Raw genomic sequence first — 24,705 nt, forward strand, 5'->3', positions numbered from 1 at the left:
CGTTCATGACACCCGCGGGAGGCAGGTGGGTCAGGAGACGGCGACCTTCCGCCGCAGCGCCGCACGCGGCCGCCCGACGCCCTGCCACGACAGGCCGGCGTCCAGGATCCGTTGCGGGTCGAGGAGATTGCGCGTGTCGACGACCGAGTCGCCGTCCATCTGCTCGGCCATGTAGGTCCAGTCGAGCCGCTTGAACTCGTCCCATTCCGTCAGCACGACGACGGCGTCGGCCGCCTTCGCGACCTGGTACGGGTCGTCGACCACCGTCATTCCGTCGATGTGGCCGCCGACGGCGGGGTCGTAGGCGGTGAGTTCCGCGCCGAGCGCGCCCAGCACGGAAGCGACCGCGAGGGCGGGCGAGTCACGCAGGTCGTTCGTCCCGGCCTTGAACGCCAGCCCGAGGACACCGATCCGCGAACCGGCCAGCGTGCCACCGACCGCGCCGGCGATCTTCGCGACGATCCGGTCCCGCTGCGCGATGTTCTCCTCGATCGCCGACGTGAGCAGCGTGAAGTCGTACTGCACCGACTCGGCGACGCGGACCAGCGCGCTGGTGTCCTTCGGCAGGCACGAACCGCCCCAGCCGGGGCCGGGCTTGAGGAACGAGCGGCCGATGCGCCGGTCGTAGCCCATGCCCTCGGTGACCAGGTCGATGTCCGCGCCGAGGCGTTCGCACAGTTCGGCGATCGAGTTCACATAGGACAGTTTCATCGCGAGGAAGCAGTTCGCCGCGTACTTCACCAGTTCCGCGCTGGCCGCGTCGGCGACGACGACGGGAGCGGCGAGGTCGGCGTAGAGATCGCCGACCCAGCGGGCGGCCGCGACGTCGTCCGAACCGACGACGATCCGGTCGGGGCCGAGGAAGTCCTCCACCGCGGTGCCCTCACGCAGGAACTCGGGGTTCGACACGACCGGCACGTCCGAGCGGCCGAGCATCGCCTGGATACGCTTCGACGTCCCCACCGGAACGGTCGATTTGGTGATCAGCGCGCACCCCGGCGGGATGACGTCGCCGATCTCGGTGGTCACGGCCTCGACCGCCCGCAGGTCCGCCGAGCCGCCCGCGCCCATCGGCGTCGGGACGCAAAGGAAAACGGCCTCCGCGTCGCGAACGGCGTCGCGCGCGCCGACCACGAACTCGAGTCTTCCGCTGGTCAGCCCCCTCGACACCAGCTCGGACAATCCCGGCTCCAGGATGTCCACCCGTCCGGCGGAGAGCCTTGCGACCTTCGCCTGGTCGACATCGACGCAAGTGACTCGATGCCCCAGGCCGGCCAAGCAGGCTCCCGTGGTCAATCCGACGTAACCGGTCCCCACCACCACGATCCGAGCAGCGCTCATGCTGCTGAAGGTGACAGCCGGAGTTGACCTCCGAGCGAACGGAATGCTTCAGGTCCGAATACTCCTCACGACATGCTGCGCACCGGAGTGAGCCATCCCACCTGGGCCCGATGCGAACGAGCGTTAACCTATGAACGGTTGCCGACGAAAGGGAGAACATGCAGATCACCGATACCGCGGCGCTGGTCACGGGTGGCGCGTCCGGGCTCGGCGGCGCGACCGCGAAGGCGCTCGCCGCGAAGGGCGCGCGGGTCTTCGCGCTGGACCTCGCCGGTGCCATCGAGAACGCCGAGCAGGTCGAGAACGTCACCTACGTCGAGGCCGACGTGACCGACCCGGAGCAGGTGCGCACGGCGGTCGCGACCGCGGCCGAGTCCGGGGTGCCGCTGCGGACCGTGGTGAACTGCGCCGGGATCGGGCCGTCCGCGCGGATCCTCTCGAAGAAGGGCCCGCACGACCTCGCCCTGTACGCGAAGGTCGTCCAGATCAACCTGATCGGCTCCTTCAACGTGCTGACGCTGGCCGCCGAGGCCATCGCCAAGACCGAGCCGCTGGCCGACAACGCGCGCGGCGTCATCATCAACACCGCGTCGATCGCCGCCTTCGACGGCCAGATCGGGCAGGTCGCGTACTCCTCGTCCAAGGGCGGCATCGTCGGGATGACCCTGCCCGCCGCGCGCGACCTGGCGTCGCACGGGATCCGCGTGCTGACCATCGCGCCGGGCATCGTCGACACCCCCATGCTGGCGACGGTGAGCGAGGAGTTCCGCGCTTCGCTGGCCGAGGGCGTGCCGTTCCCGAAGCGGCTCGCGCGGCCGGACGAGTACGCGCAGCTCGCGCTGTCGCTGATCGACCACGACTACCTGAACGGCGAGGTCGTCCGGATGGACGGCTCGCTGCGCATGGCCCCTCGCTGAGCCTGCCTCGCGTGCTTTGAACGGGGCGTTCCTTGCGAAATTTGCAAGGAACGCCCCGTTCTAGCAGTTCAGGGACGGGTGAGGCGGACGTCCAGGCCGATCCCGTCCGTGGTGACCTCGCACGTCCGGAACGCGGTTTCCGCGACCAGCCCGCTGAAATCGACAGGCGTGTAAGCGCGCCGCCGCAGTTGGCCGAGCGTCTGCCGGGTCGTCAGCGCGGCCAGCTTGCCGAGCTTCATGCCCGCGACCTCACGCATGATGTCGCCGTCGGTCGCATCCCGGTTCATGTCCTGCACCACGGCCGTACCGCCGGGGCGCAGCACGCGGTACATCTCGTCGAGCGACTTCACCGGCCGCACGAAGTTCTTGAACGCGGCCTGGCAGACGACGAAATCGAACGTCTCGTCGCCGAACGGCATCGCCGCGACGTCGCCCTCGCGGAATTCGATGTCCACGCCTTGGATTCGCGCGTACTCGCTCGCGATCTGGACGAACGTCGGCGCGACGTCCAGTCCGGTGACGGAAAATCCGAGCCGCGCCAGCTCGACGGCGAAGTAGCCGGGGCCGAAGGCGACCTCGAGGATCTTCGCGCCTTCCGGCAGGTTCGCGGTGAGTTCGCGGGCCTGCGTCCGCCAGAGTTCGATCTGCGGTTCGGTGCCGCGCTGCCGGGCGTAGTTCCGCGCCAGCGCACCACCCATCTCCGGGATGAGCTTGAAGCGCTTCCTGTCCTTGATGTTCGTCATGGTCACTCCAGGTTGATTCCCGGAGCCCGGTTATCCTCGAAGTGCCGTCTCGTGGCCGGGCTCCGGTTGCGGGATCGTCGCCCCGGCGGGGTGCTGCAACACCTCGCCGGGGCTCTTTCGGCTAGCCGGTAGTCCCCCTTTCGGCCAACAGGGCCCGCCATTCGGCGAGACCGGGCATGGCACCGGAAGTCAGTTCTCCGAGGATCGAGCGGACCCATTCGGCTTCCGCCACTCGGATCGCCAGGTGGTATTCGAGTTCGAGCAGCACCAGCCGCGGGATCTGCTCGATGAGCCACGCCAGTTCGGCCCGCGTCGCGGCGATGTCTTCGTCCAGTGCGGCCAGCCGGGTGCGGAACAGGGCGATCACCTCGTCCGGCCCGAGCCACCCCAGCACCGACAGCCCGGCGACGAACTTCGGCTCCTCCGGCGCGAGTTCGCCGAGCAGTTCGCGCAGCCAGTCGAGCATTTCGTCACGGCCGGCGTCGGTGATCCGGTACACCGTGCGTTCGGGACGGGCGCCCTCGCGGCCGCTCTCGACGGCCTCGATGAAGGCGTGTTTCCGCAGGTTGCCGACGACCGTGTAGAACGAGCCCCATTTGATCCCCATGTCGCGGTCCTTGCCGCGACTCTTCAGGATCGAGGCCATTTCGTACGGATGCATCGGGCGCTCGTTCAGCGTGGACAGGATCGCCAGCGCCAGCAGATTCCCGACCTTCCGCCGTTTCACCGGGCCCCCTCGTAGACGAGTACTCGTCCACGAGTATCCGCGAGGACGAGGGTGATCGCAAGGTGCCCGGTGATCGGGTGGTCAGAGGTCGTTCATGTACGGCACGGACGTCTGCGCGTGGTCGGTCATCCAGTTCCGCAGCGCGTGCGTCGCCAGGACGTCGTCCTCGTTGTAGCGCAGCAGGCGGTCCCGCTGGGCGGCGTCCGGCACTCCGCCGTCCATTCCGACGGCGTCGCGGTACCACCGCATCGACGCCTCGCCACCCGCTTCCGGGTCGCGCCAGGCGAAGCCGGCGACCGGCGCGATCACCTTGAGCCCCTTGCCCTGCGAGCAGAGGAACTGGTCGGTGACGCTGCGGAAGAGATCGATCCATTCCTCGGAGTCCACAAAGGACGCGATCTCGGCCTTCTTCGGCACGCCGGGATACTCGCCGAACCGGTCGGCGGAACCGAAGAGCCAGCGGTTCTCGGCGAGCGCGTTGTAGCAGTAGGCGCGGAAGGTCAGGCCCGCAGCTAGCGTGCGCTCGCGGACTTCGGTGAACCAGGCCCAGAACTCGGCGAACGACCGGGCCTCGTCCGCGGTCGGCAGCGGCTCCCACGTCGCGAACGCGCGATAACCCTGCTGCATCCCGATGTCCGCGCCCGTCAGCAGGGAACCCCACAGGTACGCGCCGGAATCGCCGAAGCTCTCCATGTCGACGTCGACCTCGACGTCGCCGCGCGAAACCTCGACGCGGTCGACCTTGCGCACCATCGTGAGGTCGGCGAGCCAGGCGCGCGCGAGGATGATCGCGTCGGCGAACGTGCCGCCGGTCCAGTTCATCGGCGGCGGCACGTCGGCCGGATCGAGCGCGGCCAGCTTGTCCACTGTGGACACTCCGGCGCGGCGGAGTTCCATCGCGTCCTCGCCGCGGACGACCAGGCTGACGTCGCGGGTCTCGGTGAGCACGACCTCGCACGTCGGCCACCACGGGCAGCGCCGGCATTCGAGGACACGGGACGGCTCTGCGAGCGGCTCCTCGCCTTCGGCGGCGGCGCTCGCGATGGCGAGCCTGTCGGCGAAGCGGCTCTGGTACTCCGTCAGCGCGCTTCGGCCGCCCGGCCAGGTGGCCGCGGACAGGTCGTGCCAGACGACGACGTCCGCGTCGAGCCCGATGACGCCGCCGATGGCGCGGTGTCCTTCGTGCTTCCCGAGCGCTTCGAGCATCCGGTAGAGGTGCGCGAGCCGCATCTGGTCCCGCGGCTGCGAGCGGACCTTTCGCGCCGGATCGGGTACCCGGTTGGCCGGGTCGAGGTCGGTCATCGCCGTGGTCGGCGCGCCCGCGCCGCGATCGGTGATGCGGTGCCGCACGACCAGCACCGGCACGTAGCCGTCGCCGCTGTGGACCAGGAGTTCGGAGCCACCACGCCGGTGACCGGCACGATCCACCGGGAGCAGCGCGCCCCAGATGTAGCGCGCTTCGGCTGCGAAGGCCGCTTCGGTGAGCTGCACGCGCTCGGCGGCCGGAAGGTCGCGGGGGATCTTGACCCAGGTCGCGTCGGGTCCCGTCGCGTCCATGAGGCGCTGCACGATCGCCTCGCGATGCGCCGACGCGTCGGCGATCCGCTGCTGTGCGGCTGGGTCGGGCGGGGCGAGCGGGACCTCGCGCATCGCCGGATCGTGTTCCAGGTGCACGCGACGCCGGCAGCGGCTCACCGCTCCCGCGTCCAGTAGCACCTCGTCACTCACAGACAACACTCTAGAAGGCGTCCGGCAAGCCGACATGCCCGCCACATCGGGGACCAGTAAGTTCGTCTGTGACACAGCGTAGGAGGTGCCATGGCGCGCAAGGCCAAAGCCGTCGAGGGCGAAGGCAGGTTTACCCCGAAGAAGGCGAAGAACGCCGTCGCGGTGGCCAAAGTGCTCGGACCGGCCGTACTGCCGGTGATCGCGCCGTACGCCGTTCGAGCGGCGGGTGCCGCACGAGAGCTGTACGACCGTTATCAAGCGAAGAAGCTCGGCGTCGCCGTCGACCAGCTCGGCGAGTACAGCGGACGCGGTGCCGCGTTGCACGCGCGGATCGCGGGGCTGACGCAGGGGCTCGCGGAGCTGAAGAGGTCCGCGAAGGCGACCGACGCCGACGCGGCCTTCGCGAAGGACACCCAGGGAACGCTGGAGCAGCTTTCGGCGACGGTTCGCGCTTCGGAGCGGATGCCGGCGGCGCGGCGGAAGGCGGCGCACCGCGCCGTGGCCGGGGAGCTGGACCAGCTCGAAGGCAAGCTGCTGCACCGGCTGGGGATCTGACCTGCTCGTGAGTGGCTAGGACGGTTAGAACCGTCCTAGCCACTCACGAGGCCTTACTTGATGAAGCCCTTTTTCTTCATCCACTCGTAGGCGACCTCGCCCTGGTCCCGGCCGTCGACGTCGACCTGCTTGCACAGCTCGATCATCTGCTCGTTGTCGAGGGCCGCGGCGACGGCTTCGAGCGGTCCGCGGAGTTCCGGGTACTGCTTCAGGAATTCCGTCCGCAACGTCGGCACCGCGTTGTACTGCGGGAACGCCTTCTTGTCGTCTTCGAGGACGCGGAGGTTGAGCCCGGCGATCCGGCCGTCGGTCGTGAAGATCTCGCCGATCGGGCAGGTCCCGCTCGCCACGGCCGAGTAGATCGTGCCGATGCCGAAGTTCTTGATCACCGGGTTCTGGAACCCGTACGCGCGCACGGCGGCGGGGAAACCGTCCTGACGGCTGGTGAACTCGGTCTCCAGACAGAACACGTTCTGGTCGGGCTTCTGTTTGAGGAACGCCGCCAGGTCCGACGTCGTCTTCAGGTTGTTCGCCGCGCCGTAGGCCTCGGTGACCGCGAAGGCGTACTGGTCGTTGAGCGGCGAGTAGTTCAGCCAGGTGACGCCGAACTTCGCCTCGTCCGCCGCCTTGGTGGCTTCGTACTGGGCTTGTTCCCCGCCGGGGACGGGGAGTTCGTTGCCCTGGTAGTTGATCCAGCCGGTGCCGGTGTACTCCCAGGTGACGTCGGTCTGTCCGGCGAGCAGCGCCTGCCGCGACGAGTTCGAGCCCTTGATGTCGGTCAGGTCGACGACTTCCGCGCCCGCCGCGGAAAGCGCCATCTCGGCCATGTAGCCCAGGATGATGTTCTCGGTGAAGTCCTTCGACCCCACCGTCACCTTGACGCCCTTGAGCGACTCGATGGGCTGGATCGAACCGGGTTCGATCTTGTACGGGAGTGCGGTGTTGACCTCGAGCCCGCACGCGGAAAGCGTGCCGCACAACAGGGCCGCGCCGAAGATCGCCTTGAGTCGCATGTCAGCGCAGTCCCTTCGGTCCGAAGAACTGTTCCGCCACCGCGCCGAGCCAGTCCACCAGCAGCGCCAGTGCGACGGCGAGCACCGAGCCGGTGATCAGCACCTTCGTCAGGTTGAGCTTGTAGCCGGTGTCGATGAGCAGGCCGAAACCGCCGGCGTTCACGAACATGCCGAAGGTCGCCGTGCCGACGGCCAGCACCAGCGAGGTCCGCAGACCGGCCAGGATCAGCGGGATGGCCAGCGGGAACTCCACCCGCCACAGCACGCCGGAGGCCGACATGCCGATCCCGCGGCCGGCGTCGATCAGTGCGGGCTCGACCTGTTGCAGACCGACCATCGTGTTCCGCAGCACGGGAAGCAGCGAGTAGAACGCCAGCGGCAGCGCCGCGACCCACAGCCCGCCGGTGGCGCCGGTGACGATGAACCACAGCACCAGCACACCGAGCGCGGGCGCGGCCTGGCCGATGTTCGCGACCGCCAGGAAGACCGGCGCCGCCCATTTCGCCCAGGGCCGCGTGACGAGCACGCCGAGCGGTACCGCCACCGCGACCACGATCGCGGTGACCACGACGGTCATCGCCAGGTGGTCGCGCAGCGCGGCCAGCAGCCCGGCGGCGTTGAGGGTTTCCTTCTCCGTCGCGGTGAGGTCACTGGCGAAGACCCAGATCAGCACGCCGGCGACGATCAGCAGCACCGCGGCAGGTTGGGCGAACAGCCGGACCCGTTCGGCACTTCTCGACGAGGATTCGGTGGAGAAGCCGGTATCCACGGCGGCCGTCATGCGGTCACACCTTCCGCCGGGCTGTCGTCGGAGTGCTCCTCGCGCAGCTGCTGGATCGTCGAGATGACGGTGTCGAGCTCGATCGTCCCCGCGTACTCGCCGCGCGCGCCGGTCACCGGGACGCTGCCGCCCTCGGCGAGCATCGCTTCGAGCGCGTCCTGCAGGGTCGACTGGAGGCTGACGTAGTCGCGCAGCGGTTTGCCCGCGGTGGACAGCGACGTCGCCTTGGTCAGCTCGCGGACGTGCACCCACCGCATCGGACGGCGGCGCTGGTCGAGCACCAGCACGAAATGCTTCCGCTGCTGAGTCAGCTTCTCGCGCACGCTGGACGGCGACTCGCTCACCGTCGCCGTCAGCGCGTCCTGCTTCAACTCGACGTCGCGGACCCGCAGCAGCGTCAGCTGCTTCAGCGAGGCACCGGCGCCGACGAAACCGGCGACGGTGTCGTCGGCCGGGTTCGCGAGGATGGCGTCCGGGGTGTCGTACTGGAGGATCTTCGACTGGTTGCCGAGCACCGCGATCTTGTCGCCGAGCTTCACGGCCTCGTCGAAGTCGTGGGTGACGAAGACGATCGTCTTCTTCAGCTCGGTCTGGAGCCGCAGCAGTTCGTCCTGCAGGTTGCCGCGGGTGATCGGGTCGACCGCGCCGAAGGGTTCGTCCATCAGCAGCACCGGCGGGTCCGCCGCGAGTGCCCGCGCGACGCCGACGCGCTGCTGCTGTCCACCGGACAGCTGACGCGGGTACCGGTCGCGGAAATCGGCCGGGTCCAGCCCGACCAGGTCCATCATCTCCTCGACCCGGTCGTTGACCTTCTTCTTGTCCCAGCCGAGCAGCCCCGGCACGACGGCGATGTTCTGCGCGACGGTGAAGTGCGGGAACAGCCCGGCCTGCTGGATCGCGTAGCCGATACGACGGCGCAGGGTGTCGACGTCGAGTTTCAGCGCGTCGTCGCCGCCGATGGTGATGCGGCCCGACGTCGGCTCGATCAGCCGGTTGATCATCCGCATGGTCGTGGTCTTGCCGCAGCCGGACGGGCCGACGAAGACCACGATCTTGCCCGCGGGCACCACCATCGAGAAGTCGTCGACCGCGGGCTCACGGGTGCCGGGGTAGCGCTTCGTGACGTTCTCCAGCTCGATTTCGACGCCGGATACGCTTTCAGGAGACTCAGCCACGGACACCCCTAGAGACGGTCAAACGGTTGATCAGGACGTAAACGGCGTCGAGGACCAGTGCGAGGACGACCACGCCGAGCGTCCCGGTCAATGCCTGGTTGAGGGAGTTCGTGCTCCCCGCGTTGGTGAGGCCGGAGAAGACCTCCGAGCCGAGGCCCGGTCCCTTCGCGTAGGCCGCGATGACCGCGATGCCCATGAGCATCTGCGTCGCGACCCGCATCCCGGCGAGGATCGCGGGCCAGGCGAGCCGCAGCTCCACCCTGGTCAGCACGCCGAACCGGCTCATGCCGATCCCGCGCGCCGCGTCGCTGACCGCCGGATCCACGCCGCTCAGCCCGACGATCGTGTTCCGCACGATCGGCAGCAGCGCGTAGAGCACGAGGGCGATGACCGTGGTGTTCGCGCCGAGGCCGAACACGGGGATGAGAAGCCCCAGGAGGGCGAAGGAGGGGACGGTGAGGATCGTGCTCGCCAGCGCCGTGGCCACGGCCGACCCGATCGGGCTGCGGTAGACGGCGACGCCGATCACCACGCCGAGGACGGCGGCCAGGATCGTGCACTGCACGACCGCGCTGACATGGAGGAGCCCTTGGAGGGCGAGTCTGTCCCACCGATCCGAGATGTACTCGAAGAGATTCATCGCGTGCTGGTTCTCCCGCCGCCTCTGAGTGAGACTCCTCACCCATTCGGAGTAGCTGTATCGGGAGCCTGACTACCCAAAAGCCGCGCGGTCAAACCCCTGTTTACCGCCTTTTATCCTGCAAACCTTCCCCATTCGGCCTAAATGGGCAAACGCACGCGCCGTCCCGACGGTGTCTTTCCCCCTGCTCATCAGCCGGGAGGAGATCGACCACGCGGATGTCCGTCGAATACCCTTCACCCGTGAGTAAAGGCCGCCATCACCGAAGCGCGTTACGCGCTGTACGTGGCGGCTTGCTCGGTGTGAGTTCCGGGGCGCTGGCCGTGACCGCTCACATGATCGGGGACGGCGATCTCCCCGATACGGCGATGACGTTGTTGCTCACCGTGCTGATCGGCTGGAACGCCGCCGCGCTCGCCGCGAAGGCACGCGGGCCGCTGGCCACCATCGTCGACCTCGGCGCCGGTCAGGTCGTGATGCACCTCGTGCTCAGTTCGCTGAGCACGCACGAACTCGTGCACGACGAGCCCGCCCCCATCTCGGGTGGCCTCGCGATGACCGTCGCGCACGTCGTCGCCACGCTGATCACCGCGCTGCTGCTGGCCAAGGCCGACGGACTGCTGCTCGGCGTCCTCTCCTGCCTGCGCGCGCTGGTCCCCTTCATCCTCAACGCGCTCCCGGTGCCCGCCGCGGTGGCGGCCCCGGTGCTCGCCCGTCCGGCCGGACCCGGGCATCTCGTCGGCGTCGACCTCCGCCGCGTCCACGGCAGGCGCGGCCCGCCGCTGTTCTCCTGAACCCCAGCTCATCCCCCGTAATCGGCGAGGTCCCCGAACCCGCCGTCTCGATCACGTTCAGGAGTTCTTCGTGTCCAAGCACGTCTTCAAGCGCGCCGGTTTCCTGGCCGCCACCGTCGGTATCGCCGGCCTGCTGTCCGCCGGGGTCGCCTCGGCCCACGTCACCGCCAACGTCTACGGCCCCCAGCCGTCGAAGGGCGGCTACGGATCGATCTTCTTCCGCGTCCCCAACGAGGAGAAGGACGCCGGCACGGTCAAGGTCGAGATCACCGTCAAGCCCGAGTACGCGCTCAGCTCCGTGCGCGCCAAGCCGCTTCCCGGCTGGAAGGCCGAGGTCGTCAAGTCCAAGCTGCCCGCCCCGGTGACCACCGACTCCGGCACGCAGATCACCGAGGCCGTCACCAAGGTCTCCTGGACCGCGGAGCCCGGCACCAAGATCGCCGCCGGGTCGACCGAGTTCCAGGAGTTCCAGATCAGCGCGGGCAAGTTCCCGGCCAACGTCGACACGATCGAGTTCCCCGCCACCCAGACCTACGAGAACGGCAAGGTCGTCGAGTGGAACCAGCCGACCCCGGCCTCCGGTGAGGAGCCCGAGCACCCCGCGCCGACGGTGAAGCTCGCCGAGAAGAGCGCCGACGGACACGGCGGCGGTCACGGCACCGACACGAAGGCCGCTTCCGCGGAAGGCCACGGGTCCTCGTCGTCCGACAACACCGCCCGCTGGCTCGGCGGCGCCGGCCTGGTCGTCGGCGCGCTCGGCCTCGGCGTCGGCGCCGGTGCCACCCTGCGCGCCCGCCGCGCCACCGCCGTTTCCGGCAAGAGCGACACCGAAGGTAAGTGAATGCGTAAAGCGATCGTCGCGCTGGCGATCACCGGGGTGGCATGGCTCGCCACCGCCACCCCGGCCCTGGCGCACAACGTCCTGATCTCCTCGGACCCGGCGAAGGGCGCTTCGATCGCCGCCGGGCCCGCGAAGATCACGCTCACGTTCGACCAGTACGTCCAGAACGCGAACGTCAACCAGATCGCGGTCATCGGCCCGGGCGGCGGCCAGTGGGCCGAAGGCCAGGTCGAGGTCCGCGACAGCGTCGTGACCGTGCCGCTGCGGCCGCTCGGCCCGGCGGGCGAGTACAAGATCGGCTACCGGATCCTGTCCGCGGACGGGCACGCCGTGACCGGTGAGGTGCCGTTCACCCTCACCGCCGCGGGCACCGGGACCCCGGCGAGCGCCGACGCCGCGCGCAGCAACGCGGGCCAGGCGGAGACGGCCCCGGCGACCGGCGGCGAGGGCTCGTCCGGTGTGCCGATCTGGGTGTGGATCGCGGGCGCCGTCGTACTGCTCGCCGTCGGACTGACCGTCGCACTGCGCACCGGCGCGGGTGACAAGGAGAAGAGCGGCTCATGACCCAGGCCGAGACCACCTCGCGTGCCCGCGTCGCCGTCCTGTTCTGCGTGGTGACGGCGGGCATCGTCGGCGCACTGATCGGTGTCGCGCTGACGGCCACCGCCCCGGTCCCCGGGGTCGCGCAGGTCAGCGAGGTGGTCTCGGTCTCGATCCCGATCGTGCGGGTGCTGCTGGACATCTCGGCGGTCGCCACGATCGGGCTGGCGCTGCTTTCGGTGCTGGTCGGCTACGACCGGCCGAAGCTCTCCGAACCGATCATGCGGATCGCGCGGCCCGCGAGCGTCGCGGCCGCGCTGGTCTGGGCGACCACCGCGCTCGTCGCGCTGATCCTGCAGACCGCCGAATACCGCCCGGGTTCCAGCACGCTGTCGATGTCCGACGTCGGCAGCTACATCGCCGACGTCGGCGCCGGGAAGGCGCTGCTGATCGTGGCGGTGCTGGCCCTGCTGCACGCCGGGCTCGGCGTCCTCGCCCTGAAGCACGGCGAGAAGGTGCCCGCCGAGGTCCGCGTCGGGCTCGGCCTGTTCGCGCTGCTGCCGCTGCCGGTCACCGGGCACGCGTCGAACTGGAACTACCACGACTACACGATGATCTCGATGGAACTGCACGTGATGAGCGCCGTCGCCTGGACCGGCGGGCTCGGCGCGATGGCGGTGCTGCTCGTCGGGAACCGGACCCTGCTGGCACACGCCCTGCCGCGGTTCTCCAAACTCGCGACGCTGTGCCTGATCCTCGGCGCGGCGACCGGGCTGTTCAACGGGCTGATCGAGATCTCGCTCAACCCGTCGCTCGGTTTCTGGGAAGGCGTCTTCACCACGCCGTACGGGCAACTGGTGCTGTTGAAGCTGTTGTGCACCGGCGTGATCGCGGGCCTCGGCGCGTACACGCGCTGGAAGCTGATGCCCCGGATCGTCCGGCACAACCGGACGGCGCTGGCCGCGTGGGCGACGCTGGAGCTGACCGTGATGGGGCTCGCGTTCGGCTTCGCCGTCGTCCTCACGCGAGCCCCGGTCGTGCCGACGACCTAGTTCTCCACCGCGTACCGCAGGATCACGACACCGTTCTCGAACGCGGTGGCCTCGATCGGCTTCAGGTTCCGCCGATCCTCGAAGACACGGGTCCCCTTGCCGAGCGCCACCGGGCAGACCATCATCCTGACCTCGTCGACGAGGCCGGCGTCCAGCAGCGACCGCATCAGGGTCAGGCTCCCCCACAGCCACAGGTTCTTGCCGCTCTGTTCCTTGAGCTCGCGGACGGTGGCGGCCGGGTCGCGCGTCACGGTCGCGGCGGGAAAGCCGCCCCAAGGGGCGTCCTCCAGCTTGGACGACGCGACGAACTTGGTGAGGTTGTTGAGCTTCTCGCCGTATTCGCCCTGCTCTTCGGCGTGGGGCCAGTAGTCCTTGGTCATGGCGTAGGTCTTCGCGCCCAGGATCATCGTGTCGACCGATTCGACGAGCCCCATCACGCTCGCCTTGAACGCCGGTTCGGTCTTCTCGGAGAAGGGTTCCCCTGGCACGAAGCTCAGGCCGCCGTCCTCCTCCGCGGCGATGGTGTCGACGGTGACCCACTGCTGAACGATGAGCTTGCGCATATCCGTCCCTCCGGTTCGCGCGGCCACTCCGGCCGCGTCCGCCAAGGGGACGAAGCCGCCGGGCCGGTCTCGACATCACCGGCACGACTTTTTCGCGAGCTGTTACACGCCTTGCTCCATCCGGCCGCATTTGACCGATTTCGCTGTCCTCATCGGACCTGCGCCGGGATGCTCTACGCGTTCGCTGGGGTTAACCCGAAGAGGGGATGGTAGATGGGCGGCCCGTTGCCGGGTGAAAGTGAAGTCAGCACGCCACAGGTACCGCGCCAGCGATCGGCGGTGAAACTCACCAGGCAGGTGAGTTCGGGGCCGCGTCAGCTCCCACCCGCGCCCGCGCATTTCACCAATCGCGCGGCAGAGCTCGCCCTGCTCGAAAACCTCCTGGCCGAGGACGACACCGACGGACCGGCGGTGCACCTGATCAGCGGTCAAGGCGGGATCGGGAAGACGGCGCTGGCCACCGCGTGGGCCCGGCACCTCGGCGACCGGTTCCCGGACGGGCACCTCTGGGCGGATCTCGGCGGCTTCAGCACCAACGGCCCGCTCTCCGCGAGCGAAGCGCTCGGCCGGTTCCTCCGAGCCTTGGGTGTTCCGCCGGAAGGGCTGCCCGCGGACGTCGAAGAGCTCACCGCCCTCTACCGCACGACGACCGCCGAGCGGCCGTTGCTCGTACTGCTCGACAACGCGGGTTCGACCGAACAGGTGCTGCCGCTGTTGCCCGCCGGCGGCGGAAGCCTCGTGATCGTGACGTCGAGGCGCCGTCTGGGCAGACTCCAGACCGAGCATCGCGCGCGGCTGGTCGAGCTGGCCCCCTTCGGTTCCGCGCACAGCGCCGAACTGCTGGGCCGCGCGGTCGGCGCGGAGCGGGTCGGCGCCGAAGCCGCCCAGGCGCGGGCCATCGCCGAACTGTGCGGCGGCCTGCCGATCGCCCTCACCACGGTCAGCGCCAAGCTCGCGGGGCGGCCGAAGATGTCGCTGGAGAAGATCGCCACCGAGCTGGGGAAGGAATATCGTCGACTGGCCACGCTCTCGACGAAAGAGGCGCAATCGGTGGAAGCCAGCTTCAACCTCTCCTACGACGAACTCCCCTCGGACGCGGCCGCGCTGTACGCGGCGCTCGGCCTGCATCCAGGGCCCGACTTCGGCGTCGGCGTGGCCGCCGCGTCGATCGCCGTCCGCGAAGAGGTCGCCGAAGACCTGCTGGACCAGCTCGTCGACGTCGGACTGCTGATCGACCGCGGCGACGACCGGTACACCTTCCACGACCTCGCGCGGCTGCACGCCAAGGAGAAGACGGCGGGCAACGAGTACGACCGCGACATCGCGGTGCGCCGCATGCTCGAGTGGTACCTGTTCACGGCCTCCAAGACCACCGCGATGACGGTCCCCGATCAGGACCCGATCCCGTACCGGTATGAATACCGGCCGCCGACGCCGGTCTCGTTCGAGTCCGCCGACGAGGAACTCGCCTGGCTCGAACAGGAACGCGAGAACCTCATCGCCGCCGTCGAGACCGCCGAAACGTGGCAGCTGCCGGAACTCGGCTGGCAGCTCGCCGCCGCGATGTGGCCGCTCTTCCTGCTGCGCAAGCACTATCCGGACTTCCTGAAGGTGAGCCAGGCCGGTGTGCGGTGCGCACGTGCGTGGGGCAACGCCTCCGCCGAGGCTCTCATGCACAACCGCAGCGGCGCCGCCTGCCGCGGCACCGGCCGGTACGACGAAGCCGTCGCGCATTACGAGGCGGGCCGCGAAGCCGCGCGGAAGGCCGGGAACGAGGTCGTCGAGATCCGGTCGGTGGAAGGGCTCGGCCTGGTCGCGCTGGCGCAGGGCAGGCTCGACGACGCGGTGCACTGGTTCACCGAGGACCACCGGCTGAGCGAACTCCAAAACCGAACGCACGACATCGGGCTCGCGCTGATCAACCTCGGCTCGACCCAGCTCCGCGCCGGACGGCCGGAAGCCGCGATCGAGCACCTCACCCGCGCTCGCGAAGTGCTGGCCGCCGATCCCTACAACGTGGCCCGCGCCCGGACCGAACTCGGCCGTGCCCTCACCGCGACCGGGGATCTCGCGGCCGCGCGGACCGAACTCGAAGCGTCGCTCGCCACCATGGAGGCCAGCGGTTCACGGTTCGAGGTCGCCCGGGCGCTGTCCGCCTTCGGCGAGGTCGCCGAGGCGGAGGGAAACCCCGAGGAGGCCAGGGGGTTCTACGACCGGGCGTTGCCCATCCTCGTCGGCCTCGGCCGCCCGGAGGCTGACGCTCTGCGCACGCGACTGGAGCGACTCTGATCCGAGGGCACCGATCGGTACGCGGCGACCGGGTGAACTCGCCGCACCGAATGACTCAGCGTAGTTGCAAGTTGCACATTCGGGGGAGCATTGGGCCGGGAGAAGTGATTAGCCCGGGCGAATTCGTCACCGATTGATCGGCGAATTCGGACAAGCGACGAACGGTCATTCGCCGTCGGCGAATGCACGTGCAGATGCCTTTCCCGGGTGCGTCACCGATACCGGTTCCAGCGTGCCCCGGTGTGTCCGTTCCGGAGATCGTTCAGCCGTTTCCGCAGTTCATCCCGCACGCTGGGATGGCTGCGGAGAATCGGGAGAACACTCGTCGTGAGCTTCAGTTCACGGATCGCGCGCAGTACCGAGAAACCGGACCAGGTGGTCACGTCGAATCCGTATCGCAGCGCGAACACCCGATAGCGGGCGGGTGGATCACCGAACCGTTCGCGGCCGACGGCGAGCGGCGTCAGATCCCATTCCGGCGGCCCGACACAGGACGAATCGAAATCGCACAGCACCGGCCCGTCCGGTCCCGGGATCACATTCCCGGTGTGCGCGTCCCCGTGCACGAGACCACGAGGCAGGGGGAAGTCGAGGTTCGCGAGCGCGGCTTCGACCTCGGCACAGCGCTCCAGCAGGAACCGCCGATCGCCGTCGTCCAGCTCCTCCGCGTCCGAAACCCGGGCGCGGATCGCGGCGAACGGCGCCCATTCGGCGAGCCCCTCCGGCGGTTCGAGCGCGTGGACCCGGCGCAGGAGCGCGGCGAGGTCGGCCGCCTTGGCCTTCCGGCCGGTCCCCGGCACCTTCCACCAGACCGTCACGAGATGTTCGCCGACCGGCAGCGGCTGGTCGAGGCCGGGAACGAGGCGGATGGCGGGCACGTCGTGCCGTTCGAAGTGCCGCGCGACCCGCACGACCGTGCCGACGCGGTGCCGCAGCTGGGTCGATCCGACGATCCGGACGACGAACGGCGCGCTCGCCAGCTCGTAGACGGCGTTGTTGGTGAACCTCAGCAGGCGGGCGCCTTCGGGGTCCACACCCAGCAGATCGCACGTCCGCCCGAGGGCGTCGCGCAGGATGGCGGGCGTGAACCGGCCGCCCGGACCGATCGGCTCAGGCTGCGTAGAAGGAGTTGAGGCGGTCGGCGAGGTCACGGGCGTCCGCGTTGTTCCGGCGGCGTTCCGCCTCGACCTGCAAGGGCCGCATCCGGTCCTTCACCCGCTCCGACTTGATGCCCTCGGCGCAGTCGATGGCCTTCGAACCCACCTTCGCGCCGTGGTCGAGATCGCCTTCGAGCAGGTGGTTCGTGGCCAAGGCGCTGAGCATGAACGTCTTGCTGCGGGCCATGTCGTCGGTGTAGGACTCGACGGCCTTGGTGAGCGCCGGGATGGCGTACTTGGTGTGCTCGGCGTTCTTCTCGGCGAGCACGGTGTGGACCGTGCCGATCATGGCGTAGACGTCGGTCTCGGTGAAGAACTTGACCCAGGACTCGGCCTCGGCCAGATCGGCGCGGGCGAACTCGTCCTTGCTCCGGCCGAGCAGCTTCGTGGCCTGCTCCTCGTTGCCCATCATCGCGTACGCCCAGGCCTCGTTGGCGCAGAGCACGGCGACCGCCAGCTCCGAGCCCGATTCCTGGGCGGCGATCTGGCCGAGCTGGAACAGTTTCAACGCGTCGTTGGGGGCGTCGTTGTGCAGGTAGACCCGGCCCATCCGGTACAGCACGTTGGCCACCAGCGGATGGCTGTCGCCCTGTTTGGCCAGGTCCAGCGCGTTCGCGAAGTGACCGCGGGCGGAATCCATGAGGCCGGTGTCGAAGGAGGTCCAGCCTGCCAGGCTGTGCAGGTCGGCGAGCGCGACGTACAGCCTGCTCTTGACCATCTCGGTGCCGTTGGACTCGAGCATCTGCTGTCCCCAGGACAGCTGGGCGACCACGGCGTCGCGGCAGAAACCGCCGCCGTACTGGTAGTCGAGGGATCGGAGCGCTCTGGTCGCGGCTTCCACCTGGCGGACGTCGGTCATGCCGATCCGCCCGGGGGCGGGCGTCTTCGCGGGCCCCGCCGACCACGTACCCGATTCCGGACCGAACACCGCCGCACCCATCGTGACCTGGGCGGCGTGCGCGAGGAACCTCCGTCGCTTCACGGACTCGTCCTCCTCCGCCTGCTGGCCGTCGGCAGCACCGACGACCTTTATCGCTGTCGCCTCGTCATAGGCGAGACCCATGTATCCCCGGGGGACACCAAGGCCGTCAGCGATGCGGGTGAGCACGTCGTACGCCATCACCTGGCGACCCTTGAGGATCTCGGACACCTCGGACTGCGACTGGCCGGTCATCGCGGCGATCTGACGCTGCGAAACACCGTGCTTGCGCAACAGCCGGTACACGGAGGAGATCTCCCGTGTGGCCAGTGCGGCTCGCATCTCCGGCTGCTCCCAGGCATCCGGCGGCACGGGGTGACTCTGGCGGCCCGGAGTGCTCGAGGCACTCGTGTCCGAGCCGGCGACAGCGCCGCCACCGATACTGGCGTCCATTGCGCCCCCTCACAGTTCCGTTGGGGTCGAGAAACAGCGTAGGCACACCTATTCAACCGTGCGAAACACCGGATCGCCCGTCGTGATCGGCCCGGCAGAAGTCGTTTGACCGCTTACCGTGAAACCTCGTCCGGTCACCGCTATGACGGCGGTTCGACCTTCTATCGCACTCGGTTTCACATCACTGTAGTTGTCAGATCTCCGTGACCGACCGGCCACCGGCAGCGATCACAGAGAGCTACCAAGTCTCCGAACCCCCTAAAGGTGCGGACACGCGGAAACGAAGACGACGTGGAACGAGAGAGCGGAGAAGAGCCAGTGGAGTTCGTGGACTCGATCGCAACAGGCTCCATCACCGCGGGACGGCCCGGTATGGCCACGCGCCACCTGCGTGCGGCCGGCCCCGCCGGTCAGCAGACGGTCGCCGTCGCCCCCGGCGCCAACCGTCCGGTCTCCCCTTCCGCCCCGGTCGATCCTCGTACCGCGAGTGTGCGCCGTTACGAAGGCGGACAGCTGGTCTGGCGGGTGCAGTGCGGCGATCTCATCAGCCGTGAACGTGCCGTCACCGTGTTCGTCGAAGACAACCAGGTGGTTCTCGTCTCGCCGCCGGGAGAGACCGCGCGCCTGACGTCCGGCCAGCTCGGCCAGCTCAGGGCAGCGCTCAACGAAGCCGCCAAGATGGCGGAAAGGTAACGGTGAGTTCTCCGTGGATCAGGTCCTAGGGCAAGTTCTCCGCAACGCGGTTTGGGAACGCCTCGACATGCTCTCCGATCTCGCGACCCGGGCCGACGCGCAGTCGCTCGTCTCGGTCGCCCGCTCGGAGCTCCCCCGCCTGACCGAAGGCTGGCGCGCGATGCTCAAGGCGCACGAGCCCGACGAGCGCGGGGATTGCCCCACGTGCTCGACCCGGTGGCACAAGTGCAAGGCCCCCTGCTCGGTATGGCAGGTCGCGCACGAGCACCTGGTCGCCGGAGGCCTCGCCCCCCAGCAGACCGCGGCCACCCAGGACCACCGGCGCGAAAGCCGCCGCCGCGTCCCCGGGCAGAGCAGGGTGAGCGCGGCCGAAACCACCGGCAGGCACGCGCTGGTCAACCCGCGTCGTGCCGCCATCGGCGGCGTGCACGCATAGAAGCCGGGCGAGTGAACGGCGGTCCGAGCGCCCCCTCGGCAACCACGCCACGATCTCGCCTCCGCCGGAAGCGGTTCGCGCGTACCCCCGAACGTCACGAGCCGCTCTCGGTAATCACTCCGGTCCCCACCGCGATTAATCGAAAATTATCGGCAGAACACCTAGCGAAGCCACTAATCGGTCGCTAGGTTGATGATCACAAACGCAGCGCGATACCTGCCCCGGAGCGCGCTGTCATCCCCCGAACCCCGCGGGCCGGTGCCGTTGCACTCCCCTCCCCCGACCGGCACCGGTCCGCGGTCTCCAACGTACGGCCTAGCGGACGCCCTTCACCCGCGTGACCAGCACCGCGGCGATGACGGTGGACAGCGCCGAAGCCGCGAAGAGGCTCGAATATCCGCCCAGGTAGGCCAGGATCGGCGCGGTCAGCATCGGCGCCACCACCTGCGGCAGCGAGTTCGCGATGTTGATGACCCCGAGGTCCTTCGCCCGGTCCTGCGCGGCGGGCAGCACCTGGGTGAGCATCGCCAGCGCGACGGCCATGTACGCGCCGAAACCGACCCCCAGCAACGGTGACGCCGCGAGCGCGGCCGTCCAGTTCTGCCAGACGACGAGCAGCGACGCCGCGACGGCCATCACCGCCGATGCCGCGAGGACGTAAGGCTTGCGCCGTCCCGTTTTGTCGGAGAAATGCCCGGCGACGAGCGCGCCGACGACCAGCGCGGCGCCGTAGAGACCCATCATGATCAACAGGCCGGTGTCCGGATCTTCGTAGTGCACCGCGTCCTTGAGGAAGAACAGCAGGTACAGCGTCCCGAACGCGTTGCCGAGGTTGATCATGAAGTGACATCCCCACGCCCAGGCGAAGTCGGGATGCCTGCGCGGGGAGATCCACAGGTTCGCCAGCACGTCACGGGTCCGGGCCGACGGGCGGAACGCGATCGGCAGCCGTGCGTCCGGCGTACGCAGGATGAACGCCGCCGCACCCGCCAGCACGATGGCCGCGCACACCGCGTATCCCAGCGGGAGACCGGCGAGGTCGAGCATCACCACGACCACCACCGCGCCGAGCACGGTCCCGAGCATCTGCGCGATGCCGACGAGCCCGCCGACCTGCGCGCGCTGCGGCACGGGCACCCGGTCCGCGATGGCCGAGACCAGCATCGCGAGCATCCCGTTCAGTCCCGCCTGGACCAGGCACCAGCCGAGCACCATGACCGCGACGTTCGGCGCGAACGCGAGGATCAGCAGGCCGGCCGCGGCGACCGCCGCGCCGGCCGCCGTCCACGGATGACGGCGGCCGCGGGCGGAGCAGGTGCGATCCGAGAGCAGGCCGATGGCCGGGTTGGCGATCAGCGCGACGACCGCGCCGATCCCGGTGACCAGGCTGAACACCGCTTCCTTGTCGGCCGCGTCGAGCAACTCGGCCTGTTTCGGCAGGAGGACCTGGATGGGCGCGTACACGCCGAGCCAGAGCGCGATGTTCGCGAAGAACAGCAGGCTCATCCAGCCCGCGCGGACCCTGGCGACCGGTTCGGCGAGCGCCTCGGGCAGCTCCCGGACCTCACTCATGGCGGATCAGTTCCCGGTACCAGCCGAAGGAATCCTTCGGCGTCCGCTTCAGCGTCTCGTAGTCGATGTGCACCAGGCCGAAGCGCGGCTGGTAGCCCTTCGACCATTCGAAGTTGTCCATCAGCGACCAGACGAAGTACCCGCGGATGTCGACACCGGCGTCCATCGCCTCCCGCACCGCGACGAGGTGACTGTCGAGGAAGTCGATGCGCTCCTGGTCGTGGACGTGCCCGTCTTCGGCGACGACGTCGTCGAAACTGCACCCGTTTTCGGTGATGTAGACGGGCGGGAGGTGCTCGCGGTAGCGCTCGTGGAAACCGACGAGCAGATCGCGCAGCCCGTGCGGGACGATCGGGGAATCGTTGGTGGTCATGGGATATCCCTCGATCGCGCGAAGCTCGAAGGGCAGCGGATTGCCTTCACCCGGCGCGGCGACGCCCTGCGGCTCGTAGTAATTCACCCCGTAGAAGTCGAGCGGCTGCGCGATGGTGGGCAGATCGCCGGCGAAACCCGCCGGGAGATGGTCGACGACTTGTTCGGGATATCGGCCGAGCAGCACCGGATCCGCGTAGGTGCGGTTGATGAGGGCGTCGATCCATTCGCCCGCGGCCTTGTCTTCCGGCGAATCGGAGGCGGGCCAGATCGGCGAATGATTGTTGGCCGTGCCGACGCTGCGGGCACCGGCGGCGCGGAGGGCCTGGACGGCGAGCCCGTGCGCGAGGTTCTGGTAGTGCGCGGTGGGCAAGGCGTCGAGCAGGAGCGTCTTGCCGGGCGCGTATTCACCGATCGCGTACCCGAAGATCGACATGACCATGGGCTCGTTGAGCGGGATCCACATTTTCACCCGATCGGAGAACCGTTCGCCCATGATGGCGGCGTACTCCCCGAAGCGTTCGGCGGTATCACGGGAGAGCCAGCCGCCCTTGTCTTCGAGCGCCTGCGGGAGGTCCCAGTGGAACAGCGTCCCGGTGGGCGCGATGCCGGCGGCGCAGACTTCGTCGAGCAATTCGTCATAGAAGGCAAGGCCTTCGGCGTTGGGCTTGCCGCCGCCGTCAGGCTGGATCCTGGGCCAGGCGAAGGACATCCGGTAGGCGCCGACGCCGAGTTCCGCCATCAGGGCGATGTCCTCGGAGTAGCGGTGGAAGTGATCGGCGGCTACTTTGGCGTGCTCAGCCCGCGCGATCTTTCCCTCCGTTTCGGTGAAAGTGTCCCAAATGGACTGTCCTCGGCCGCCTTCCCCGGTCGCCCCCTCGATCTGGAAGGCGGAGGTCGAAACACCCCACAGGAATTCGGACGGGAAGGTCGGATTCTCCACCGGTGGCACACCTTTCCTCTTCAGACTCGGCCGAACATGAAAAGTTCTCAGATACTATGCCTTCACTCGACCGGGGGGAACCCTGTCGGCACGATAAAGTCGCAGATCAGCGAAGGAGGAGCCCGAGTGTCCGACATCCAGGCCGCGAAACCGCAAGCGGAGACCACTCCGCTCCGGCGGCAGCCCGTCCAGCAGCGCAGCGCCAAGCGGGTGGAGCAGATGCTCGACGCCAGCGCCCAGCTGATCGACGAACTCGGTTACGACGCGTTGACGACCACGCTGATCGCGAAACGCGCCGGCGTGGCCGTCGGTTCGCTGTACCAGTTCTTCCCCGACAAGCGGGCCGTGGTGCAGGCGCTGACGCAACGGAACCTCGAACGGTTCGTCGCTTCGGTGTCGGAAACCCTGAACGAACTCGCGCCCGAACACTGGTGGGACGTCGTGGACTCGATCCTCGACATCTACCTCGCGATGCACCGCGAGGTACCCGGCTTCTCGAAGGTCCACTTCGGTGACGTCGTGGACCGGCAGCTCCTGGACGAGACCCGCGACAACAACGCCGTCATCGTCGACGCGCTCACCGACGTGCTTTCGGCGCGAATCCAGTCGCCGCCCGACGACATCCGGTTCGCGCTGACGATCGCGAACGAGACGGCGGACGCTCTGCTGAAGCTGGCCTTCCGCCGGGACCCGCGAGGAGACGAGCGGATCGTGGCGGAGGCGAAGTCGGTGGTGAAGGGGTACTTGGCGAGTAAGTTCGGCGAAGCCTGAAGGTTTTTCGGGGGGCTCTGGATGTCGTCGGGGGTTCGCTGGGGTTCCCAATGTCGCATTTGAGTCGCTGAGCGTCCCTGATGCGACATTGGGGACACTCAGCTCGGCCCGACTGGTGGCGCCTTCAGTCCACTATGGACTCCTGACGGCCTTCCTGGACGTCACGAAGGCCCCCTTTGAGACGCTCAACGTCCTCAAGGGGGCCTTCGCGTCACCGGTGGATCCCCCTTTGCTCCATTCGTGTCCACCGATGCCCGATCCCCAGTCCCACCAGTCACACAACCCCCAGGAACCCCGTCGAGACAGCCTCCGACCTGGCCTTATCCAGTTATCCACATAAGCTGTCCACACCCACCCACAGTTGTGGACAACCTCGCCCCTCACCCCTCGGAACCGCCATCCCCGACACCCCCTCCCGATACGCTGGTGCGGGGCGCGCCCCCCAGGGATGGGTGGGGGGTGGGGTCGCGCGGGTCAGCCGAAGTTTTGGGATTCGCCTCGGTAGGTGGGGACCGTGCGGTCGACGCGGTCGCCGACGACGACGTGGTAGTGCGTGAAGCGTTCGGCGAGTTCGCCCGCCTTCGCGTGGCGCAGCCAGACGCGGTCGCCGAGCCGCAGGTGCCGGGCGGCTTCGCCGGAGACGGGAGTCTGGACTTCGCCGGCGCCCTCGAACCCGAGCAGCGAGAGACCTTCGGGCAGGTACGGCGTCGGGAGTCGGGAAGACTCGGCGGGGCCCGAAGCGATGTAGCCGCCGGAAAACAGGGTCGCGACCTTCGGTGCCGGACGGCGGACGACGGGCAGCGCGAACATGGCGGCCGGGCGCGGCGAGAAGTGCGCGTAGCCGTCGAAGAGCGTCGGCCCGATCAGGCCCGAGCCCGCCGCGATCTCGGTGACGGCCGCTTCGGCGCCGGTCGATTCGACGCTGCCGCTGCCACCGCCGTTGACGAACTCCAGGTCGGCCAAGGCCCGTACCGCGCGGACCGCGGCCGCGCGGCGTTTCGCGATTTCCACAATGGACTTCCGCTGCATCCAGCCGACGAGCGAGTTCTTGACGCCGCCGCCCGCCGCATCGCCGAGCCCGGCGATCTGACCTTCGTACGCCATCATCCCGACGAGCCGGAAACCCTTGCGGGACAAGATGGTCCGTGCCAGGTCCGCGGCCTGTCGCGGGCTGAACACCGGCGAGCGCCGGGTACCGACGTGCACTCCTGGCAGCGGCCGCCACGAAGCGTCGAGCTCCAGGCAGACGCGGATTTCGGGATGCCCCTGCCCCAGCGCGGCGTCGACCAGGTCGAGATGCTCGGGCGAGTCGACCATGATCGAGATCGCCGCCCGCGCCCGGTCGTTCGCCGCCAGCCGCCGCAGCGCGCCATGGTCGGCGGTCGGGTACGCCACCACGATGTCCTCGGACGTCCCCTGCTCGACATGCCAGACGGCCTCGGCGAGCGAGTAGCACATGAGGCCTTCGAAACCGGGCCGCGCGAGGACCCGTTCGAGCAGATAGCGGCAGCGCACGGATTTGCTGACCACGCGGATCGGTTTCCCGGCAGCCCGCCGCAGCAGGTCGGCGCCGTTCGCGTCGAACGCATCCAAGTCGACAACCGCGAACGGAGGATCCAGGTCCTTCGTCGCCAAGTCGTACACCGTCGCACTGGTCACCCGAACTAAGGTACGACAGAAGGGCTTGAAA

At 68.7% G+C, this 24,705-nt stretch carries 24 protein-coding genes; 10 read left to right on the plus strand and 14 right to left on the minus strand.

Annotated features, from left to right (window positions below; genetic code table 11):
• Positions 1-30: 30 nt before the first annotated feature.
• Positions 31-1,341 carry a UDP-glucose/GDP-mannose dehydrogenase family protein gene (locus CVV72_RS28625; RefSeq protein ID WP_091598234.1) on the minus strand — a complete coding sequence of 437 codons (1,311 nt, stop codon included), beginning with the start codon at positions 1,339-1,341 and terminating at the stop codon, positions 31-33.
• Positions 1,342-1,499: 158 nt separating this feature from the next.
• Here CVV72_RS28625 and CVV72_RS28630 point away from each other — a divergent pair, with 158 nt between their 5' ends.
• Complete coding sequence (locus CVV72_RS28630) at positions 1,500-2,258, plus strand: SDR family NAD(P)-dependent oxidoreductase (protein ID WP_219146716.1); 759 nt, start codon at positions 1,500-1,502, stop codon at positions 2,256-2,258.
• A gap of 68 nt (positions 2,259-2,326) precedes the next feature.
• Here the strand turns inward: CVV72_RS28630 and CVV72_RS28635 are convergent, their stop codons facing one another.
• The 3 genes from CVV72_RS28635 to CVV72_RS28645 form a co-directional block, all read right to left on the minus strand.
• The gene (locus CVV72_RS28635) at positions 2,327-3,001 is read right to left on the minus strand and encodes a class I SAM-dependent methyltransferase (protein WP_219146718.1); all 675 of its coding nucleotides are present in this window, start codon (positions 2,999-3,001) and stop codon (positions 2,327-2,329) included.
• 121 nt (positions 3,002-3,122) lie between these two features.
• Positions 3,123-3,728 (minus strand): PadR family transcriptional regulator, encoded by a 606-nt coding sequence (locus tag CVV72_RS28640; protein ID WP_219146720.1) that lies wholly within the window; start codon positions 3,726-3,728, stop codon positions 3,123-3,125.
• Between the two features lie 81 nt (positions 3,729-3,809).
• Positions 3,810-5,456: a TM0106 family RecB-like putative nuclease gene (locus CVV72_RS28645; protein ID WP_219146722.1), complete on the minus strand. Its 1,647-nt coding sequence runs from the start codon at positions 5,454-5,456 to the stop codon at positions 3,810-3,812.
• Between the two features lie 90 nt (positions 5,457-5,546).
• On the opposite strand from CVV72_RS28645, the gene CVV72_RS28650 reads away from it, so the two are divergent.
• On the plus strand, positions 5,547-6,011 hold the full coding sequence (locus CVV72_RS28650; protein WP_125679227.1) for a DUF6474 family protein: 465 nt from the start codon (positions 5,547-5,549) through the stop codon (positions 6,009-6,011).
• Between the two features lie 53 nt (positions 6,012-6,064).
• Here CVV72_RS28650 and CVV72_RS28655 read toward each other — a convergent pair whose 3' ends face one another.
• Genes CVV72_RS28655 through CVV72_RS28670 form a run of 4 tightly spaced genes read right to left on the minus strand, consistent with a single transcriptional unit; the run spans position 6,065 to position 9,620 of the window.
• Complete coding sequence (locus CVV72_RS28655; protein ID WP_219146724.1) at positions 6,065-7,024, minus strand: glycine betaine ABC transporter substrate-binding protein; 960 nt, start codon at positions 7,022-7,024, stop codon at positions 6,065-6,067.
• Position 7,025: 1 nt separating this feature from the next.
• Positions 7,026-7,805, minus strand: a complete 780-nt coding sequence (locus tag CVV72_RS28660) for an ABC transporter permease (protein ID WP_219146726.1) — start codon at positions 7,803-7,805, stop codon at positions 7,026-7,028.
• A complete protein-coding gene (locus tag CVV72_RS28665) occupies positions 7,802-8,986 on the minus strand; it encodes an ABC transporter ATP-binding protein (RefSeq protein WP_370641822.1) in 1,185 nt (394 codons plus the stop codon). The genes CVV72_RS28660 and CVV72_RS28665 overlap by 4 nt, the downstream gene beginning before the upstream one ends.
• The gene (locus CVV72_RS28670) at positions 8,973-9,620 is read right to left on the minus strand and encodes an ABC transporter permease (RefSeq protein WP_007030477.1); all 648 of its coding nucleotides are present in this window, start codon (positions 9,618-9,620) and stop codon (positions 8,973-8,975) included. The genes CVV72_RS28665 and CVV72_RS28670 overlap by 14 nt, the downstream gene beginning before the upstream one ends.
• Positions 9,621-9,922: 302 nt before the next feature.
• Between CVV72_RS28670 and CVV72_RS28675 the strand changes: the two genes are divergently transcribed.
• The 4 genes from CVV72_RS28675 to CVV72_RS28690 all read left to right on the plus strand — a co-directional run bounded on the left by CVV72_RS28675 (position 9,923) and on the right by CVV72_RS28690 (position 12,847).
• The gene (locus tag CVV72_RS28675) at positions 9,923-10,414 is read left to right on the plus strand and encodes a hypothetical protein (protein ID WP_219154187.1); all 492 of its coding nucleotides are present in this window, start codon (positions 9,923-9,925) and stop codon (positions 10,412-10,414) included.
• A gap of 70 nt (positions 10,415-10,484) precedes the next feature.
• Entirely contained in the window at positions 10,485-11,255 is a 771-nt protein-coding gene (locus CVV72_RS28680) for a YcnI family protein (protein WP_219146728.1), read from the plus strand.
• Complete coding sequence (locus tag CVV72_RS28685) at positions 11,256-11,819, plus strand: copper resistance CopC family protein (protein WP_016330540.1); 564 nt, start codon at positions 11,256-11,258, stop codon at positions 11,817-11,819.
• The gene (locus tag CVV72_RS28690) at positions 11,816-12,847 is read left to right on the plus strand and encodes a copper resistance D family protein (protein WP_219146729.1); all 1,032 of its coding nucleotides are present in this window, start codon (positions 11,816-11,818) and stop codon (positions 12,845-12,847) included. The genes CVV72_RS28685 and CVV72_RS28690 overlap by 4 nt, the downstream gene beginning before the upstream one ends.
• Here CVV72_RS28690 and CVV72_RS28695 read toward each other — a convergent pair.
• Positions 12,844-13,410: a dihydrofolate reductase family protein gene (locus CVV72_RS28695; RefSeq protein ID WP_219146730.1), complete on the minus strand. Its 567-nt coding sequence runs from the start codon at positions 13,408-13,410 to the stop codon at positions 12,844-12,846. The genes CVV72_RS28690 and CVV72_RS28695 overlap by 4 nt on opposite strands.
• Positions 13,411-13,689: 279 nt before the next feature.
• Here CVV72_RS28695 and CVV72_RS28700 point away from each other — a divergent pair, with 279 nt between their 5' ends.
• Positions 13,690-15,699: a tetratricopeptide repeat protein gene (locus CVV72_RS28700; protein ID WP_255632298.1), complete on the plus strand. Its 2,010-nt coding sequence runs from the start codon at positions 13,690-13,692 to the stop codon at positions 15,697-15,699.
• Positions 15,700-15,911: 212 nt separating this feature from the next.
• Here the strand turns inward: CVV72_RS28700 and CVV72_RS28705 are convergent, their stop codons facing one another.
• Positions 15,912-16,850, minus strand: a complete 939-nt coding sequence (locus CVV72_RS28705; RefSeq protein WP_370641823.1) for a phosphotransferase family protein — start codon at positions 16,848-16,850, stop codon at positions 15,912-15,914.
• Positions 16,810-18,228, minus strand: a complete 1,419-nt coding sequence (locus CVV72_RS28710) for a helix-turn-helix domain-containing protein (protein WP_370641824.1) — start codon at positions 18,226-18,228, stop codon at positions 16,810-16,812. Before CVV72_RS28710 ends, CVV72_RS28705 begins: the two co-directional genes overlap by 41 nt.
• A gap of 318 nt (positions 18,229-18,546) precedes the next feature.
• Between CVV72_RS28710 and CVV72_RS28715 the strand changes: the two genes are divergently transcribed.
• Entirely contained in the window at positions 18,547-18,921 is a 375-nt protein-coding gene (locus CVV72_RS28715) for a hypothetical protein (RefSeq protein WP_016330535.1), read from the plus strand.
• 13 nt (positions 18,922-18,934) lie between these two features.
• Positions 18,935-19,357 carry a hypothetical protein gene (locus CVV72_RS28720; protein WP_219146733.1) on the plus strand — a complete coding sequence of 141 codons (423 nt, stop codon included), beginning with the start codon at positions 18,935-18,937 and terminating at the stop codon, positions 19,355-19,357.
• Positions 19,358-19,672: 315 nt separating this feature from the next.
• On the opposite strand, the gene CVV72_RS28725 is transcribed toward CVV72_RS28720, so the two are convergent.
• Positions 19,673-20,929, minus strand: a complete 1,257-nt coding sequence (locus CVV72_RS28725; RefSeq protein WP_219146734.1) for an MFS transporter — start codon at positions 20,927-20,929, stop codon at positions 19,673-19,675.
• Complete coding sequence (locus CVV72_RS28730) at positions 20,922-22,244, minus strand: GH1 family beta-glucosidase (RefSeq protein WP_219146736.1); 1,323 nt, start codon at positions 22,242-22,244, stop codon at positions 20,922-20,924. Before CVV72_RS28730 ends, CVV72_RS28725 begins: the two co-directional genes overlap by 8 nt.
• A gap of 126 nt (positions 22,245-22,370) precedes the next feature.
• On the opposite strand from CVV72_RS28730, the gene CVV72_RS28735 reads away from it, so the two are divergent.
• Positions 22,371-23,015 (plus strand): TetR/AcrR family transcriptional regulator, encoded by a 645-nt coding sequence (locus tag CVV72_RS28735; RefSeq protein WP_016330531.1) that lies wholly within the window; start codon positions 22,371-22,373, stop codon positions 23,013-23,015.
• A 474-nt stretch (positions 23,016-23,489) separates the two neighbouring features.
• On the opposite strand, the gene CVV72_RS28740 is transcribed toward CVV72_RS28735, so the two are convergent.
• Positions 23,490-24,674, minus strand: a complete 1,185-nt coding sequence (locus CVV72_RS28740; protein WP_219146737.1) for an amino acid deaminase/aldolase — start codon at positions 24,672-24,674, stop codon at positions 23,490-23,492.
• Positions 24,675-24,705: the final 31 nt, after the last annotated feature.

It is taken from the genome of Amycolatopsis sp. TNS106, from assembly GCF_019330265.1.
GTDB classification, from domain to species: Bacteria; Actinomycetota; Actinomycetes; order Mycobacteriales; family Pseudonocardiaceae; genus Amycolatopsis; species Amycolatopsis lurida.

What these genes read in the sequence shown, in the direction of transcription:
- CVV72_RS28625 (WP_091598234.1), bottom strand. Translation starts at nt 1,341, where the DNA reads ATGAGCGCTGCTCGGATCGTGGTGGTGGGGACCGGTTACGTCGGATTG.
- CVV72_RS28630 (WP_219146716.1), top strand. Translation starts at nt 1,500, where the DNA reads ATGCAGATCACCGATACCGCGGCGCTGGTCACGGGTGGCGCGTCCGGG.
- CVV72_RS28635 (WP_219146718.1), bottom strand. Translation starts at nt 3,001, where the DNA reads ATGACGAACATCAAGGACAGGAAGCGCTTCAAGCTCATCCCGGAGATG.
- CVV72_RS28650 (WP_125679227.1), top strand. Translation starts at nt 5,547, where the DNA reads ATGGCGCGCAAGGCCAAAGCCGTCGAGGGCGAAGGCAGGTTTACCCCG.
- CVV72_RS28655 (WP_219146724.1), bottom strand. Translation starts at nt 7,024, where the DNA reads ATGCGACTCAAGGCGATCTTCGGCGCGGCCCTGTTGTGCGGCACGCTT.
- CVV72_RS28660 (WP_219146726.1), bottom strand. Translation starts at nt 7,805, where the DNA reads ATGACGGCCGCCGTGGATACCGGCTTCTCCACCGAATCCTCGTCGAGA.
- CVV72_RS28670 (WP_007030477.1), bottom strand. Translation starts at nt 9,620, where the DNA reads ATGAATCTCTTCGAGTACATCTCGGATCGGTGGGACAGACTCGCCCTC.
- CVV72_RS28685 (WP_016330540.1), top strand. Translation starts at nt 11,256, where the DNA reads ATGCGTAAAGCGATCGTCGCGCTGGCGATCACCGGGGTGGCATGGCTC.
- CVV72_RS28690 (WP_219146729.1), top strand. Translation starts at nt 11,816, where the DNA reads ATGACCCAGGCCGAGACCACCTCGCGTGCCCGCGTCGCCGTCCTGTTC.
- CVV72_RS28695 (WP_219146730.1), bottom strand. Translation starts at nt 13,410, where the DNA reads ATGCGCAAGCTCATCGTTCAGCAGTGGGTCACCGTCGACACCATCGCC.
- CVV72_RS28710 (WP_370641824.1), bottom strand. Translation starts at nt 18,228, where the DNA reads ATGGACGCCAGTATCGGTGGCGGCGCTGTCGCCGGCTCGGACACGAGT.
- CVV72_RS28725 (WP_219146734.1), bottom strand. Translation starts at nt 20,929, where the DNA reads ATGAGTGAGGTCCGGGAGCTGCCCGAGGCGCTCGCCGAACCGGTCGCC.